General features: G+C 70.8%; 15 protein-coding genes. 9 read left to right on the plus strand and 6 right to left on the minus strand.

Annotation, left to right across the window (positions count from 1 at the left end; all coding sequences use genetic code 11):
* Positions 1 to 6: 6 nt before the first annotated feature.
* Positions 7 to 474, plus strand: coding sequence for a GatB/YqeY domain-containing protein (locus ACFWYM_RS13645; protein WP_384834871.1), 468 nt, complete (start codon positions 7 to 9; stop codon positions 472 to 474).
* 121 nt (positions 475 to 595) lie between these two features.
* Here ACFWYM_RS13645 and ACFWYM_RS13650 read toward each other — a convergent pair whose 3' ends face one another.
* Entirely contained in the window at positions 596 to 2,923 is a 2,328-nt protein-coding gene (locus tag ACFWYM_RS13650; protein ID WP_384834874.1) for a transglycosylase domain-containing protein, read from the minus strand.
* Between the two features lie 384 nt (positions 2,924 to 3,307).
* Here ACFWYM_RS13650 and ACFWYM_RS13655 point away from each other — a divergent pair, with 384 nt between their 5' ends.
* Positions 3,308 to 3,652 carry a WhiB family transcriptional regulator gene (locus tag ACFWYM_RS13655; protein WP_016642765.1) on the plus strand — a complete coding sequence of 115 codons (345 nt, stop codon included), beginning with the start codon at positions 3,308 to 3,310 and terminating at the stop codon, positions 3,650 to 3,652.
* Between the two features lie 123 nt (positions 3,653 to 3,775).
* On the opposite strand, the gene ACFWYM_RS13660 is transcribed toward ACFWYM_RS13655, so the two are convergent.
* On the minus strand, positions 3,776 to 5,068 hold the full coding sequence (locus ACFWYM_RS13660; protein ID WP_384834879.1) for an ArsA family ATPase: 1,293 nt from the start codon (positions 5,066 to 5,068) through the stop codon (positions 3,776 to 3,778).
* On the minus strand, positions 5,065 to 6,048 hold the full coding sequence (locus tag ACFWYM_RS13665; RefSeq protein WP_384834882.1) for an ArsA-related P-loop ATPase: 984 nt from the start codon (positions 6,046 to 6,048) through the stop codon (positions 5,065 to 5,067). The genes ACFWYM_RS13660 and ACFWYM_RS13665 overlap by 4 nt, the downstream gene beginning before the upstream one ends.
* A gap of 72 nt (positions 6,049 to 6,120) precedes the next feature.
* Here ACFWYM_RS13665 and ACFWYM_RS13670 point away from each other — a divergent pair, with 72 nt between their 5' ends.
* The 4 genes from ACFWYM_RS13670 to ACFWYM_RS13685 all read left to right on the plus strand — a co-directional run bounded on the left by ACFWYM_RS13670 (position 6,121) and on the right by ACFWYM_RS13685 (position 8,586).
* On the plus strand, positions 6,121 to 6,282 hold the full coding sequence (locus ACFWYM_RS13670) for a DUF4177 domain-containing protein (protein WP_003975360.1): 162 nt from the start codon (positions 6,121 to 6,123) through the stop codon (positions 6,280 to 6,282).
* Positions 6,279 to 6,752 (plus strand): RidA family protein, encoded by a 474-nt coding sequence (locus tag ACFWYM_RS13675; protein ID WP_384834885.1) that lies wholly within the window; start codon positions 6,279 to 6,281, stop codon positions 6,750 to 6,752. The genes ACFWYM_RS13670 and ACFWYM_RS13675 overlap by 4 nt, the downstream gene beginning before the upstream one ends.
* Before the next feature lie 77 nt (positions 6,753 to 6,829).
* Positions 6,830 to 7,753: an NUDIX hydrolase gene (locus ACFWYM_RS13680; RefSeq protein ID WP_384834888.1), complete on the plus strand. Its 924-nt coding sequence runs from the start codon at positions 6,830 to 6,832 to the stop codon at positions 7,751 to 7,753.
* Positions 7,750 to 8,586, plus strand: coding sequence for an MBL fold metallo-hydrolase (locus ACFWYM_RS13685; protein WP_384834891.1), 837 nt, complete (start codon positions 7,750 to 7,752; stop codon positions 8,584 to 8,586). Before ACFWYM_RS13680 ends, ACFWYM_RS13685 begins: the two co-directional genes overlap by 4 nt.
* Positions 8,587 to 8,605: 19 nt before the next feature.
* Here the strand turns inward: ACFWYM_RS13685 and ACFWYM_RS13690 are convergent, their stop codons facing one another.
* On the minus strand, positions 8,606 to 9,460 hold the full coding sequence (locus ACFWYM_RS13690) for a nucleotidyltransferase domain-containing protein (protein WP_384834894.1): 855 nt from the start codon (positions 9,458 to 9,460) through the stop codon (positions 8,606 to 8,608).
* 235 nt (positions 9,461 to 9,695) lie between these two features.
* The gene (locus ACFWYM_RS13695; RefSeq protein WP_161304336.1) at positions 9,696 to 10,370 is read right to left on the minus strand and encodes a Crp/Fnr family transcriptional regulator; all 675 of its coding nucleotides are present in this window, start codon (positions 10,368 to 10,370) and stop codon (positions 9,696 to 9,698) included.
* Between the two features lie 391 nt (positions 10,371 to 10,761).
* Between ACFWYM_RS13695 and nth the strand changes: the two genes are divergently transcribed.
* From nth to ACFWYM_RS13710, 3 genes are all read left to right on the plus strand, one after another.
* A complete protein-coding gene (nth, locus tag ACFWYM_RS13700; protein ID WP_384834897.1) occupies positions 10,762 to 11,829 on the plus strand; it encodes an endonuclease III in 1,068 nt (355 codons plus the stop codon).
* Between the two features lie 321 nt (positions 11,830 to 12,150).
* Positions 12,151 to 12,849, plus strand: a complete 699-nt coding sequence (locus ACFWYM_RS13705) for an NUDIX hydrolase (RefSeq protein WP_384835220.1) — start codon at positions 12,151 to 12,153, stop codon at positions 12,847 to 12,849.
* Positions 12,850 to 12,900: 51 nt separating this feature from the next.
* Positions 12,901 to 14,100 carry a MarP family serine protease gene (locus ACFWYM_RS13710; protein ID WP_384834900.1) on the plus strand — a complete coding sequence of 400 codons (1,200 nt, stop codon included), beginning with the start codon at positions 12,901 to 12,903 and terminating at the stop codon, positions 14,098 to 14,100.
* Positions 14,101 to 14,126: 26 nt separating this feature from the next.
* Here ACFWYM_RS13710 and ACFWYM_RS13715 read toward each other — a convergent pair whose 3' ends face one another.
* The gene (locus ACFWYM_RS13715) at positions 14,127 to 14,324 is read right to left on the minus strand and encodes a hypothetical protein (RefSeq protein ID WP_384834903.1); all 198 of its coding nucleotides are present in this window, start codon (positions 14,322 to 14,324) and stop codon (positions 14,127 to 14,129) included.
* Positions 14,325 to 14,437 lie beyond the last annotated feature (113 nt).

The following is a 14,437-nucleotide window of genomic DNA, read 5'->3' on the forward strand; positions in this document are numbered from 1 at the left end:
CTCCCCATGACCACGCTCAAGTCGAAGCTGCAGGAAGACCTCAACGCCGCGATCAAGGGGCGTGACGAGCTGCGCTCCTCGACGCTCCGGATGACCCTCGCCGCCATCACGAAGGAGGAGGTCGCGGGCAAGGAGAAGCGCGAGCTCTCCGACGACGAGGTGCAGAAGGTGATCACCCGCGAGGCGAAGAAGCGCCGCGAGGCCGCCGATGCCTTCGCGCAGGGCAACCGCCCCGAGCAGGCCGAGCGCGAGAAGGCGGAGGGCGGGGTCCTCGCCGACTACCTGCCCAAGCAGCTCAGCGACGAGGAGCTGACGGCCATCGTCACGCAGGCCGTCGAGGAGGCGAAGGCCGCCGGCGCCGAGGGCCCGCGCGCCATGGGCCAGGTCATGAAGATCGTGAACCCGAAGGTGGCGGGCCAGGCCGAGGGCGGCCGCGTCGCCGCGACGGTCAAGAAGCTGCTCGCGGGCGGCTGAGTCCCCGCGTACATACGGGCACGCGTACAGACGGCCCGCGTACATACGTGAATGAGGGCGCCCCCTGATCCAGGGGGGCGCCCTCGTCGTCGTCAGCCGTCAGCCAGGGAAAGGGCCGGGCTCAGTCGAGCCAGCCGCCGACCCCGCCTCCGTTGCCGTTCCCGTTGTTCCCGCCGTTGCCGCCGTCGGCACCGCCGATCCAGCCGCCGATGTCGCCACCGCCGCCGTCGCCGCCCCCGTCGGCACCGCCGATGAAGCCGCCACCGCCGTCGTCGCCACCGCCACCGTCGCCACCGCCGTCGATGCCGCCGATGAGGCCGCCGTGGTCGTCGCCGCCCGGCTTCCCGTCGTCGTGGCCCTTGTCCTTGTCTTTGTCCTTGTCCTTGTCGCCACCCGGGATGTGGATGGTGTTGAAGCCCGGCGCGGGCTTGCCCGCGAGGGCGCCGGACATGGCGTCGCGCCAGATCGGTCCGGGGACCTCACCGCCGAAGACCTTGTCGTAGGGCTGGCCGCCGATGGTGATGTTCACCATCTGCCGCTTGTGCTGCGGGTCGCCGACCCAGACCGCGCCCGACATGTTCGGGGTGTAGCCGACGAACCAGGCCGCGTAGCGGAAGTCCGTCGTACCGGTCTTGCCCGCGCTGGGACGGCCGCCGCCGAGGCCCGCCTGCTGGCCGGTGCCGTCCTCGACCACGCCCTTGAGCAGCGTGTTGATGGTGTCGGCGGTCTTCTCCGACATCGCGCGCGAGCACGAGGTCTTGGGCACCGGCAGCGACTTGCCGCCCAGCGTCTGGATCGACTCGATCGCGATGGGCGTGCAGTACGTGCCGCGCGAGGCGAAGGTCGCGTACGCGCTCGCCATCGTCAGCGGCGACATCTCCTGCGTGCCGAGCGCGATCGACGGGGCCTGGACCATGTCGTTGCCGTCGGCGCGGTGGACGCCCATCTTGTCGGCCATCTGCGTCACCGGGCAGATGCCGATGTCGCCGATCAGCTGCACGTAGTAGGTGTTGACCGACTTCGCGGTCGCTTCCCGCATGGCGTACGGGCCGACCTCGGACTCGTTCTCGTTCGACACCTTCGAACCGGCCGTGTTGGACCAGGTCTTGCCGTCACAGGCCGAGACCGAGCTCGGGTACGCCATCTCGTACGGCGACGCGTAGCTCTGCGTCGGCGGCTTGCCACCCTCTATGGCGGCGGCGGCCACGATCGGCTTGAACGTCGAACCGGGCTGGTAGCCGGCGCCGCCGCCCATGTCCTTGTTCACGGACAGGTTGATCGTGGTCTCGTCCTTCTTGAAGCCGTACGGACGCGACTGGCCCATGCCGAGGATCTTGCCGCTGCCCGGCTCGACGATGGTCGCGGCGGTCGCCACCTCGTCGGTCTGGTTCACGTGATCCTTTATCGACGCCTGCACCGACTCCTGCGCCTGCGGGTCGAGCGTCGTCTGGATCTTCAGGCCGCCGCGGTTCCACAGCTTGGCCCGGTCCTCCTTCTTCTTGCCGAAGACCGGGTCGTTGAGGAACACCTCGCGGACGTAGTCACAGAAGAACCCGGCGCCGTTGACCGAGGTGATGCAGCCGTTCTTCGGCTTGCTGACCTTCAGGCCGAGCGGCTTCTCCTTGGCCTTGTCGGCGTCCTGCTGCGAGATGTCGTGGGTGTCGGCCATGCGCTGCAGCACGACGTTGCGCCGCTTCGTGGCTTCCTCGGTGTCATTGACCGGGTCGTAGCGGCTCGGCGACTGCACGATCCCGGCGAGCAGCGCGGCCTCCTGGACGTTCAGCTCCTTGGCGGGCTTGGAGAAGTAGCGCTGGGCCGCGGCCTCGACGCCGTACGCCTGCTGCCCGAAGTAGGTGATGTTCAGGTAGTTGTTGAGGATCCGCTTCTTGCCGAGCTTGTCCTCGACCTGGATCGCGTACTTCAGCTCGCGGATCTTGCGCCCGAGCGTCTGCTGCGTGGCCTCGGCGACCTTGGTCGGGTCGTCCCCGGCCTCCTCGACGAAGACGTTCTTCACGTACTGCTGCGTGAGCGTGGAGGCGCCCTGCGAGACGCCGCCGCTCTGCGCGTTCTGGTTCAGCGCGCGCAGGATGCCCTTCATGTCGACCGCGCCGTGCTCGTAGAAGCGCGCGTCCTCGATGGCGACGATCGCCTTCTGCATGTACGGGGAGATGTCCTTGAGCGGCACGACGGTGCGGTCACGCGAGTAGACCGTCGCGATGTTGCCGCCCTTGGCGTCGAGGATCGTGGTGCGCTGACTCAGCGGCGGCTGGCGCAGGTTGGCGGGGATCTCGTCGAATCCCTCGACCGAGCCCTTGGCCGCGAGGCCGAGCGCACCGGCCGCGGGCAGGGCGATTCCGGCCAGGACGGCCCCCGCGAGCACGCTGACACCTAGGAACTTGGCGGCCTGCTGCGTTGGGGACAGACCACCGCCCGAGCGCTTCTTTGGCATGAGGGCAGCCTACGTTCTGATTCGCCGGACAGGCGTATATGCCTTGGCCTAAGCTGCTCTCAACTGTCACAGCAGTGCGGTCCCGTAACAACCCCTCCGCCGTTCCCGAATCCGGCGGACTGTTGTCCGAATCCGCCTCATGCGTCATGGGGCGTCCGTTGTGACCCAACTGAAATGCCCGGTTCCGCCGGGTTCCTCACGCATGTCCTCGGCTCACTCCGTCGGGTGATCTGCCGCTTACGCATAGTCCGTTCGGGCCATTCAAGATTGGGCCCGAAGGGGGTGTTGCGCTGTCGCGACCTTCCGTAACGTCCTCAACTGGCGGCGGTGAATATGCCGCTGCCGCCGTGGGGGAGCCTCGATTCGGGAGAGGACGGCGCCGGTATGGGCTGGGTAACCGACTGGAGTGCGCAGGCGGCCTGCCGCACTACCGATCCGGATGAACTGTTCGTTCAAGGAGCAGCGCAGAACAGGGCCAAGGCGGTGTGCACCGGATGCCCGGTGCGGACCGAGTGCCTGGCCGATGCGCTGGACAATCGCGTCGAGTTCGGCGTGTGGGGTGGCATGACGGAGCGGGAGCGTCGCGCACTGCTGCGCAGGCGTCCGACCGTCACGTCCTGGCGCCGACTGCTCGAGACAGCACGCTCCGAGTACGAGCGTGGCACGGGCCTGCTGCCCGTGGACTTGGAGGACGAGGAGACGTACGAGAGCTACGCGGCGGTGGGTTAGCCGCGCAGGTGTGAGTGTCCTGATGTGAGTGCTCAGGTGTGAGTGGCCCCGGCGGGAGTGGGTCCCAGTCGCACCGAGTCCGGCACACCGAGTCCCGTCACACCGAGGTCCTTTCGTGGAGGCTCAGGCTGCTCCGGCCGGATCGTCGTCGGCCGCGAGCCGGTCTCCGATGGCCCGCAGACCTGCGAGGTCATGCACATCCCCGGGAAGCGCGGCCACTTCGGCCACGGCGACCTCGGGGTGGAGCGCGGTGAAGCGGTCTCGCGTGCGCTGTTCGCGCGCGAGCAGCCGCATCCGCTCCGCGTGCAGCCGCAACAGACCCGCGGTCAGCTGCGTCAGCTGGTCCTCGGGGGAGTCTTCGGGAGAGTGTGGGTCTTCGGGAGTCGAAGGAGCCTCGGAGGCTGAAGTCTCGGGAGTATCAGGGGAGTTGCCGAGGGAGTTACGAACTCCAACCTTCCCTCCCTCCTGATCCACAATGCGGCTCTCCTCAAGATTTTCCGCGGCGGCGAGCGCCCGCTCGGCGGACAGCTGGGCGGCACCGCTGCCGTGCACCCGGTTCAGCACCAGACCGGCGAGCGGCATCTTGTCCGCGGCGAGCCGCTCCACGAAGTACGCGGCCTCGCGCAGCGCGTCCCGCTCCGGCGACGCCACCACGAGGAAGGCCGTGCCGGGCGCCTGGAGCAGCCGGTACGTGGCGTCCGCGCGCGTGCGGAAGCCGCCGAACATCGTGTCCATCGCGGCCACGAACGTCTGCACGTCGCGCAGGAGTTGACCGCCCAGAAGCTTCCCGAGCGCGCCCGTCATCATCGACATGCCGACGTTCAGGAACTTCATCCCGGCCCGGCCGCCCACCTTCGCCGGGGCCATGAGGAGCCGGATCAGCTTCCCGTCCAGGAAGGACCCGAGCCGCTTCGGCGCGTCCAGGAAGTCGAGCGCCGAGCGCGAGGGCGGGGTGTCGACGACGATGAGGTCCCACTCGTCCCGGGACCTGAGCTGCCCCAGCTTCTCCATCGCCATGTACTCCTGCGTGCCCGCGAAGCCCGCCGAAAGCGACTGGTAGAAGGGGTTGTTGAGGATCGCCCGGGCGCGCTCCTGGTCCGCGTGCGCCTCGACGATCTCGTCGAAGGTCCGCTTCATGTCGAGCATCATGGCGTGCAGCTCACCGTCGCCGGTGATGCCCTTGACCTCGCGGGGCACGTTGTCGAGCGAGTCGATGCCCATGGACTGGGCGAGCCGGCGCGCCGGGTCGATGGTGAGCACCACGACCTTGCGGCCCCGCTCGGCGGCGCGCAGGCCGAGGGCCGCCGCCGTGGTCGTCTTGCCGACGCCGCCCGAGCCGCAGCACACCACGATGCGGGTCTTCGGGTCGTCGAGCAGGGAGTCGACGTCGAGGGCGAGTCCCGGGTCCAGCGTCATGCGGCGATCCCTTGCTTCCGCAGTTCCGTCGCGAGCTCGTACAGGCCCGCCAGGTCCATCCCCCCGGCGAGCAGCGGGAGTTCGTGCAGCGGCAGCCCCAGGGCCCCCAGTACGGCCCGCTGGTCGCGCTCCAGGGCGTGGCGCTCGGCGTACTCGGCGGCCTGCTCCAGGAGCGGGTCGACGAGCCGCTCCGCGTTCCCGCCGCGCCGGGCGCCGCCGAGGCCCGCCGCAGACAAGGACTTGGCGATGGCCGTACGAGGAGTCTGTTCGAGCCCCAGCTCCAGGGCGGCCTCGTCGAGCAGCGCGGGCCGCACCATGTTCACGATGACGCGCCCCACGGGCAGCTGCGCGGCCTTCAGCTCCGCGATCCCGTCGGCGGTCTCCTGGACGGGCATCTCCTCCAGCAATGTGACCAAGTGCACAGACGTCTCGGGGGACTTGAGCACCCGCATCACGGCCTGCGCCTGGTTGTGTATCGGCCCGATCTTGGCGAGCCCGGCCACCTCGTCGTTGACGTTCAGGAAGCGGGTGATGCGCCCGGTCGGCGGCGCGTCCATGATCACGCAGTCGTACGCGTACCGGCCGCGCTTGTCCTTCCTGCGCACCGCCTCGCACGCCTTGCCGGTCAGCAGGACGTCCCGCAGGCCCGGCGCGATGGTGGTGGCGAAGTCGATCGCCCCGAGCTTCTTCAGGGCCCGGCCCGCGCCCCCCAGCTTGTAGAACATCTGGAGGTAGTCGAGGAGCGCCAGCTCGGGGTCGATGGCGAGGGCGTACACCTCCCCGCCCCCAGGAGCGACGGCGATCTTCCGCTCCTCGTAGGGCAGCGCTTCGGTCTCGAAGAGCTGCGCGATGCCCTGCCTGCCCTCGACCTCGACGAGGAGGGTCCGCTTGCCCTCCGTCGCCAGGGCGAGCGCGAGGGCCGCGGCCACCGTGGTCTTGCCGGTACCGCCCTTGCCGCTGACGACCTGAAGCCTGCTCACGTCTTCGAGCCTAACCAGTGCCGGAACGGAGTACGCAGGAGGCCGCCATCCGCAGCGGCTACAGTCGGCCACATGACCAAGTGGGAATACGCGACGGTGCCGCTTCTGGTGCACGCGACCAAGCAGATTCTGGACACCTGGGGCGAGGACGGCTGGGAGCTCGTCCAGGTCGTGCCCGGGCCGAACAACCCCGAGCAGCTGGTGGCCTACCTGAAGCGGGAGAAGCAGGCATGAGCGCCGGGGCCGTGGAGGCGAAGCTGGCGGAGCTCGGCCTCACCCTGCCCGAGGTCGTGCCGCCGCTGGCCTCGTACCAGCCCGCCGTGCAGTCCGGCGTGTACGTCTACACCGCGGGCCAGCTCCCGATGGTGGAGGGCAAGCTCCCGGTCACCGGCAAGGTCGGCGCCGAGGTCACGCCCGAGGAGGCCAAGGACCTCGCCCGCACCTGCGCGCTGAACGCGCTCGCCGCGGTGAAGTCGGTGGCGGGCGACCTCGACCGCGTCGCGCGGGTCGTGAAGGTCGTCGGCTTCGTCGCCTCGGCCACGGACTTCACCGGCCAGCCCGGCGTGATCAACGGCGCGAGCGAGCTGCTCGGCGAGGTCCTCGGCGACAAGGGCGTGCACGCCCGCAGCGCGGTGGGCGTCGCGGTGCTGCCGCTGGACGCCCCGGTCGAGGTCGAGATCCAGGTGGAGCTCACGGAGGCGTGAGCCGGTCCGTCCGGCCGCCGTGGGGCGGCCGGTAGTTGCCCCTCGAACATAAGCGCGCCAAGGGATAGCCTCCGCCCATGGCAAATGGGCAGTGGTACCCACCGGAGTGGCCGGATCGCATCCGCGCCCTGGCGAGCGGGGAGCTGACGCCCGCGACGCCGCGGCGCGCGGCGACCGTGATGCTGCTCCGCGAGGCACCGGGGGCCGGTACGGGTACCGGCCGCCCGGAAGTTCACATGCTGCGCAGACGCGCCTCCATGGCCTTCGCCGGAGGCGCGTACGCGTATCCGGGTGGCGGCGTCGACCCGCGCGACGACGACCTCCTGGTCCGCTGGGCGGGCCCCGCGCGCGAGGTGTGGGCGGACCGCCTCGGCGTGCCCGACGCGGCGACCGCGCAGGCCGTGGTCTGCGCGGCCGTGCGCGAGACGTACGAGGAGGCGGGCGTCCTGCTCGCGGGCCCCACCGCCGACTCGGTCGTGGGCGACACCACGGGCGCCGACTGGGAGGCGGACCGCGAGGCCCTGGTGGTCCGCGACCTGTCCTTCGCGGAGTTCCTCGACCGCCGCGGCCTGACCCTGCGCAGCGACCTCCTGGGCGCCTGGGCCCGCTGGATCACCCCCGAGTTCGAACCCCGGCGCTACGACACGTTCTTCTTCGTCGCCGCCCTGCCCGCGGGCCAGCGCACCCGCAACGCCTCGACGGAGGCCGACCGGACGGTGTGGATCGCCCCTGACGAGGCCACTGCCGGCTACGACAGCGGCGAGCTCCTCATGATGCCGCCCACCATCGCCACGCTCCGCCAGCTCCTCCCGTACGCGTCCCCGGCCGCGGCCCTCGCCGCCGCCCCCACCCGCGACCTGACCCCGGTCCTGGCCCAAGCGCGCCTGGAGGAGGGCGAGTTGGTCCTGACGTGGCCGGGGCACGACGAGTTCACCAAGCACATCCCGACGAGCTCCATGAGCTCGACGGACCCGGCCGGAGCAACCGGAGACGCCAAGTGACCGAAGCCGCAGCCCTTCCCGGCCAGCCCCGCGGGCTCGTCGTGTCCGGACCCGCCACCGACCGCGCGGTGAACGTCCTCGCGCCCAACGCCGACGCCATGACGCTCGACGGGACCAACACCTGGATCGTCTCCGAGCCGGACTCCGCGCTCGCCGTGGTGATCGACCCGGGGCCGCTGGACGAGGGGCACCTGCAGAACGTCGTCGCCACCGCCGGGCGCCTCGGCAAGCGCGTCGCCCTGACCCTGCTCACCCACGGCCACCCCGACCACGCGGAGGGCGCGGGCCGGTTCGCGGAGCTGACGGGCACCAAGGTGCGGGCGCTCGACCCGGCGCTGCGGCTCGGGGACGAGGGGCTCGGGGCCGGGGACGTGGTGACCACCGGCGGCCTCGAACTGCGCGTCGTGCCCACGCCCGGCCACACCGCCGACTCGCTGAGCTTCCATCTCCCCGCCGACCAGGCCGTGTTGACGGGCGACACCATCCTCGGCCGGGGCACCACGGTCGTCGCGCACCCGGACGGGCGCCTCGGCGACTACCTGGACTCGCTGCGCCGGCTGCGCTCCCTGACCGTCGACGACGGCGTGCACACGGTCCTGCCCGGCCACGGCCCCGTCCTCGACGACGCCCAGGGCGCCGTCGAGTTCTACCTCGCCCACCGGGCCCACCGCCTGGCCCAGGTCGAGACGGCGGTGGAGAACGGACACGTGACGCCCGCGGACGTGGTCGCGCACGTGTACGCGGACGTGGACCGCTCACTGTGGCCCGCCGCCGAGCTGTCGGTGCGGGCGCAGCTGGAGTACCTGGGGGAGCACGGGCTGATCGAGGGGTGAGGGGCCGGGCGCCCTCCGGTCACGGACGAGGCGCCTTCACCCCGTGCACGGCCGCGTACTCCGCGGCCAGCCACGGCCCGATCTCCTCGGTGTACGAGGCGAGCGCGCCCCGGTCGGCGACGGGTTCGTACGCGACAGCGGCCGCGCCCCGGATCCGCTCGCCCCACTCCGGGTAGTACCGCGCGAACGCCTCGGCCATCTCGCCGAGGTCGCTGGTCCAGCCGTTCCAGCGCGGCATGACCAGCGTGAAGGCGGTCCGGACGAGGTGCCGGGAGACCCGCCGGACCAGCACCCGCACATCCGCGTCCGTGCCCGCCGCCGCCAACTGCCCGCGCCAGCGCGCCAGATGGAGCTCCAGGTCCCCGTTGGTCTCGCGGGCGAGCAGGCTGTCGGGCCGGTAGCGCGGCAGGAACTCGGCGAGGTCCTCACCCAGCAGAGGCGTGCACAGACACGCCACGAACCACCCCAGGTCGTACGTCTCCAGCTCGCTCAGCACCTGCGCCCGGTCGACCAACAGGATCCCGACCCCGTCGATCTGGGCGAACTCCTTGTCGAGCCCCGCCTCCAGCACATCGGCCCCGCCCCGGTCGGCCTCGGTGGGCCGGGCACTCAGGACCAGCAGCAGATCCAGGTCCGAGCGCCCGGCACGCGCGGTGCCACGAGGGACCGAGCCGTAGAGGTACGCAGCGGTCAGGCGGGAGCCGAAGGCGTCGAGCACCCGGTCACGGGCGGCCGCGACGAGTGGCCGGAAGTCGTCCTGGATCAGCCCGAGGGCGCCTTCACGCGCGATGTAGCCCTGGCTGTCGAGTCCACGGTCCGGTGCTCGACCGGGTGCTCGGTCCGGGGCTTGGTCCGGGGGATGACGGGTGGCCATGGGGCCACTGTGCCGGGCGGTGGCCCGAATCGCGCGGCATTTCTGTGCGACGGTCGCCGAGATGTACGCGGAGATGTACGCGGAGATGTACAGGGAGACGTACGCCGGGACGGGCACGCCGTACGTACGCCGACGAGGTCCGCCTCATGGTGCGAGACGGCCCCCGTCAACGTACGTACGGGAAGGGCGCACAGGCCCGAGGGGGAAGCCCCCTACTGGTCTGGTCAGCTGCCGGTCAGCGGGACCGCTTGGCGAGCCGCTCGACGTCCAGCAGGATCACCGCGCGCGCCTCGAGCCGCAGCCAGCCGCGGCCCGCGAAGTCGGCGAGTGCCTTGTTGACCGTCTCGCGGGAGGCGCCGACCAGCTGGGCGAGCTCTTCCTGCGTGAGGTCGTGCACCACGTGGATGCCTTCCTCGGACTGCACGCCGAAGCGGCGCGACAGGTCGAGGAGTGCGCGGGCCACGCGGCCCGGGACATCCGAGAAGACCAGGTCGGACATCTGGTCGTTGGTCTTGCGCAGGCGCCGGGCGACGGCGCGCAGGAGCGCGGAGGCCACCTCGGGGCGGGCGTTCAGCCAGGGCTGGAGGTCGCCGTGGCCCAGGCCGAGGAGCTTCACCTCGGTGAGGGCGGAGGCGGTCGCCGTGCGCGGGCCCGGGTCGAAGAGCGACAGCTCACCGATGAGCTCGCCGGGGCCGAGCACCGCCAGCATGTTCTCCCGGCCGTCCGGGGACGTGCGGTGGAGCTTCACCTTGCCCTCGGTGACCACATACAGGCGGTCTCCGGGGTCGCCCTCGTGGAAAAGGGCGTCTCCGCGCGCGAGCGTCACCTCACTCATGGAGGCGCGGAGCTCCGCGGCCTGCTCGTCATCGAGCGCCGCGAAGAGCGGGGCGCGCCGCAGAACGTCGTCCACGAGTTCTCTCCTTGTCGACCTGCTCAGGGGATCTTGCTCCCCCGTTTTCAGGGGACCGTGCTCCCCATTTTGCCGGACGGTCCAAACAGTGTGATCAGTCACAAGTCTGCCGCACTGGCGTCGCGTGCCGTGCGGGAGGGGGCCAATTGGGGGCCGATTAGCGGGCTCCGGGGCGGATGTCAGTGGCTGGCTCTAGGCTGGCCGGGTGTCCAAAAAGCCGGTGAGAGCGCAGGCCAAGGGGGCTGGGACGGCGACGGGGGCGCACGATTCCGCTGTGGGCGAACAGGCGTGCGCGAGGTCAGTGAATTCCGACAAAGAGGGCGAGTCGGACTCCCGGCGCGTGAGGAAGACGGCGGCTGAGCTCTCTGCCAACGAGAAGGTGGTCCAGAAGGTGACGACAGCCAAGAAGGCGACGTCCGCGGCCAAGAAGACAACGCCTGCCGCCAAGAAGGTGACGTCCGCAGCCAAGAAGACGACGCCCGCCAAGAAGGCAGCGACGCCCGCCCAAAAGGCAGCGACGCCCGCCCAAAAGGCAGCGACGGCCACCAAGAAGACAGCCGTCACCAAGAAAGAAACCGCCCCCAAGAAGGCAACCGCCACCAAGAAGACTGCGGCCAAGAAAGAAGCGCCCGCCGCCCCCAAGACCGCCCAGACCGCCCAGGCCCCCAAGACCGCCCAGGCCACCAAGCCCGAGTCCCACCTCTCCCTGGTCCGCCGAGCCCGCCGCATCAACCGCGAGCTCGCCGAGGTGTACCCCTACGCCCACCCCGAGCTGGACTTCGAGAACCCCTTCCAGCTCGTGGTCGCCACCGTCCTGTCCGCGCAGACCACCGACCTGCGCGTGAACCAGACGACGCCCGCCCTCTTCGCCCGCTACCCCACCCCCGAGGACCTCGCCGCGGCCAACCCCGAAGAGGTCGAGGAGCTGATCAGGCCCACCGGCTTCTTCCGCGCCAAGACCAAGTCGATCATGGGTCTCGCGGCCGCCCTGCGGGACGACTTCGGGGGCGAGGTCCCGGGCCGGCTCGAAGACCTGGTCAAGCTCCCCGGAGTGGGCCGCAAGACCGCCTTCGTGGTGTTGGGCAACGCCTTCGGACGCCCCGGGATCACCGTGGACACCCACTTCGGCCGCCTCGTCCGCCGCTGGAAGTGGACCGACGAGGAGGACCCCGACAAGGTCGAGAAGGCCGTCGGCGCGCTCTTCCCGAAGAGCGACTGGACGATGCTCAGCCACCACGTGATCTTCCACGGCCGCCGTATCTGCCACGCCCGCAAGCCCGCCTGCGGCGCCTGCCCGATCGCCCCGCTCTGCCCGGCGTACGGGGAGGGCGAGACCGACCCCGAGAAGGCCAGGAAGCTCCTGAAGTACGAGAAGGGCGGCTTCCCCGGCCAGCGCCTGAACCCCCCGCAGTCCTACCTGGACGCGGGCGGCCTCCCGGCCCGCCCCCTGGGCGCCTGAGGAGGGACGGGGGACCCCGCGGAACGAACCGCGAGGCCAAGGGCGTTGTGTTCACACGGACGGGGGTGGCCCATGGCACACACGAGCAGGATCCACGAAGGCACGGACAGGGACAGCGGCACGGACAGCGGCGCGGACAGGGACGGCACCGACATCGGCGAGGGAACCGGCAGGGGCAGCATCGACAGGCACGGTACGGACGGCACCGGCGTCAACGGCGTCAACGGAGGCACCAGCGGCAACGGCCAGGCGGGCGCCCCCCGGAAAGACGGCCACGCGCCCCACGTAACCCGCGCGACCGACGTGACCCATGCGACCGATGTGTCCCACGCGCCCCACACAACCCAGATCACCGACGTGCCCCTCTCCACCGACGGCCTCCCCACCTGGCTCGACCCCGTCGTGCGCGCCGCCGACACCGTGCGCCCCGACCAGCTCAGCCGCTTCCTGCCGCCGGAGAGCGGCGCAGGCCGCCAGTCCGCCGTCCTGGTCCTCTTCGGCGAGGGCGAGCGGGGCCCGGAGCTCCTCCTCATGGAGCGCTCGGGCTCCCTCAGGTCCCACGCGGGCCAGCCCTCCTTCCCCGGCGGCGCCCTCGACCCGGAGGACGGCGATCCGCGGACGGACGGCCCCCTGCGCGCCGCCCTGCGCGAGGCCGAGGAGGAGACCGGCCTCGACCCACGCGGCGTGCAGCTCTTCGGCGTGCTGCCCGCGCTCTACATCCCGGTGAGCGAATTCGTCGTGACGCCCGTCCTCGGCTGGTGGCGCTCGCCGAGCCCCGTCTCCGTCGTCGACCCCAATGAGACGGCCCGCGTCTTCACCGTCCCCGTGTCCGATCTCACGGATCCGGCCAACCGTGCCACCGCCGTGCACCCCAGTGGGCACAAGGGCCCGGCCTTCCTCGTCGCATCCGCTCTGGTCTGGGGTTTTACGGCGGGAGTGATCGACCGGATCCTGCACTTCGCGGGCTGGGAGCGCCCCTGGGACAGGGGGAAGCAGGTCCCGCTCGACTGGCGCGCATGACAAGGTGGGGGGCTGATGAAGCGACCATGATGCGAGGCGAGGCGTGATTCGGTGAACGTGGTGGACATCCTCCTCCTGCTCGCAGCCGTCTGGTTCGCGGTCGTGGGATACCGCCAGGGCTTCGTCGTCGGCATCCTGTCGGTGATCGGCTTCCTGGGCGGCGGTCTGGTCGCGGTGTACCTGCTGCCGGTCGTCTGGGACGCCGCCACGGACGAGGCGACGGTGGGCACGACGGAGGCCGTCGTCGCCGTCGTCATCGTGATCGTCTGCGCCTCGGTGGGCCAGGCGTTCACCACGCACCTGGGCAACAAGCTCCGCCGGTACATCACCTGGCGTCCCGCCCGCGTCCTGGACGCGACGGGCGGCGCGCTCGTCAACGTACTGGCGATGCTGCTGGTCGCCTGGCTGATCGGCAGCGCGCTCGGCGGCACGTCGCTGCAGTCGCTCACCAAAGAGGTCAAGGGCTCGAAGGTGCTCCACGGCGTCAACGACGCGCTCCCGGACGAGGCCGGCACCTGGTTCGACGACTTCTCCTCGGTCCTCGCGCGCAACGGCTTCCCGCAGGTCTTCAGCCCGTTCTCGAACGAGCCCATCAAGGAAGTCAGCCCGCCCGACCCGAAGCTCGCCAAGAGCCGCGTCGCCACGACCGCGCAGAAGTCCATCGTGAAGGTCGTCGGCCAGGCGTCCGGCTGCGGCAAGGTCCTGGAAGGCACCGGCTTCGTCTTCGACAACCGCCGCGTGATGACCAACGCCCACGTGGTCGGCGGCGTCGACGAGCCCACCGTCCAGATCGGCGGCCAGGGCCGCCTGTACGACGCGAAGGTCGTCCTCTACGACTGGGAGCGCGACATCGCCGTACTGGACGTGCCGTCCCTGCGGGCGCCCGCGCTCAAGTTCACCGAGCGCGACGCGAGCAGCGGGGACAACGCGATCGTCGCGGGCTTCCCCGAGAACGGCGCGTACGACGTCCGCCCCGCGCGCGTGCGCGGCCGCATCACGGCCAACGGCCCGGACATCTACCACCGGGGCACCGTCCGCCGTGACGTCTACTCGCTGTTCGCGACCGTCCGCCAGGGCAATTCCGGCGGCCCGCTCCTCACACCCGAGGGGCAGGTCTACGGAGTGGTGTTCGCCAAGTCCCTCGACGATCCGGACACCGGGTACGCGCTCACCGCGGACGAGATCCGCGAGGACATCCGGCGCGGCCGCACCGCCAACCAGCAGGTCGACAGCCAGGGTTGCGCGCTGTGAGGGGAGCTGTGGCGGGAGGGAACGGCTCAGTCGCGGTTGTGGCGTAGCCGCGCCGAGACCCAGCGGGCCCTGCGGCGCAGGATGTGGGGGATGCCGATGCCTTGAGCGGAGACGGCCTGCCCGGGGTACCCCGGATCGTGCGGGCCACCCCTTTCGTGGCTGTTCACCGCTGTGGCCGAGCGGCGATTGCGTGCTGCGTCACTGTAGTCGTGCGTCCAGCCCATACCCCGACGTGTGCCCGTGCCTCATGGTCGGTAACCGCGCACAGGGGCCCCAATTGGCCTATGCGGCAGGCAATTGGCGTTCGTAGGACAGATGTTCCCAGGTGTTCCCAGTG

The sequence above is a fragment of the Streptomyces sp. NPDC059009 genome (assembly GCF_042740175.1).
GTDB lineage: Bacteria > Actinomycetota > Actinomycetes > Streptomycetales > Streptomycetaceae > Streptomyces.

Bases quoted from the DNA above. Each gene is read 5' to 3' on its own strand.
- ACFWYM_RS13645 (WP_384834871.1), top strand. From the start codon at position 7: ATGACCACGCTCAAGTCGAAGCTGCAGGAAGACCTCAACGCCGCGATC.
- ACFWYM_RS13650 (WP_384834874.1), bottom strand. From the start codon at position 2,923: ATGCCAAAGAAGCGCTCGGGCGGTGGTCTGTCCCCAACGCAGCAGGCC.
- ACFWYM_RS13655 (WP_016642765.1), top strand. From the start codon at position 3,308: ATGGGCTGGGTAACCGACTGGAGTGCGCAGGCGGCCTGCCGCACTACC.
- ACFWYM_RS13660 (WP_384834879.1), bottom strand. From the start codon at position 5,068: ATGACGCTGGACCCGGGACTCGCCCTCGACGTCGACTCCCTGCTCGAC.
- ACFWYM_RS13670 (WP_003975360.1), top strand. From the start codon at position 6,121: ATGACCAAGTGGGAATACGCGACGGTGCCGCTTCTGGTGCACGCGACC.
- ACFWYM_RS13675 (WP_384834885.1), top strand. From the start codon at position 6,279: ATGAGCGCCGGGGCCGTGGAGGCGAAGCTGGCGGAGCTCGGCCTCACC.
- ACFWYM_RS13680 (WP_384834888.1), top strand. From the start codon at position 6,830: ATGGCAAATGGGCAGTGGTACCCACCGGAGTGGCCGGATCGCATCCGC.
- ACFWYM_RS13690 (WP_384834894.1), bottom strand. From the start codon at position 9,460: ATGGCCACCCGTCATCCCCCGGACCAAGCCCCGGACCGAGCACCCGGT.
- ACFWYM_RS13715 (WP_384834903.1), bottom strand. From the start codon at position 14,324: ATGGGCTGGACGCACGACTACAGTGACGCAGCACGCAATCGCCGCTCG.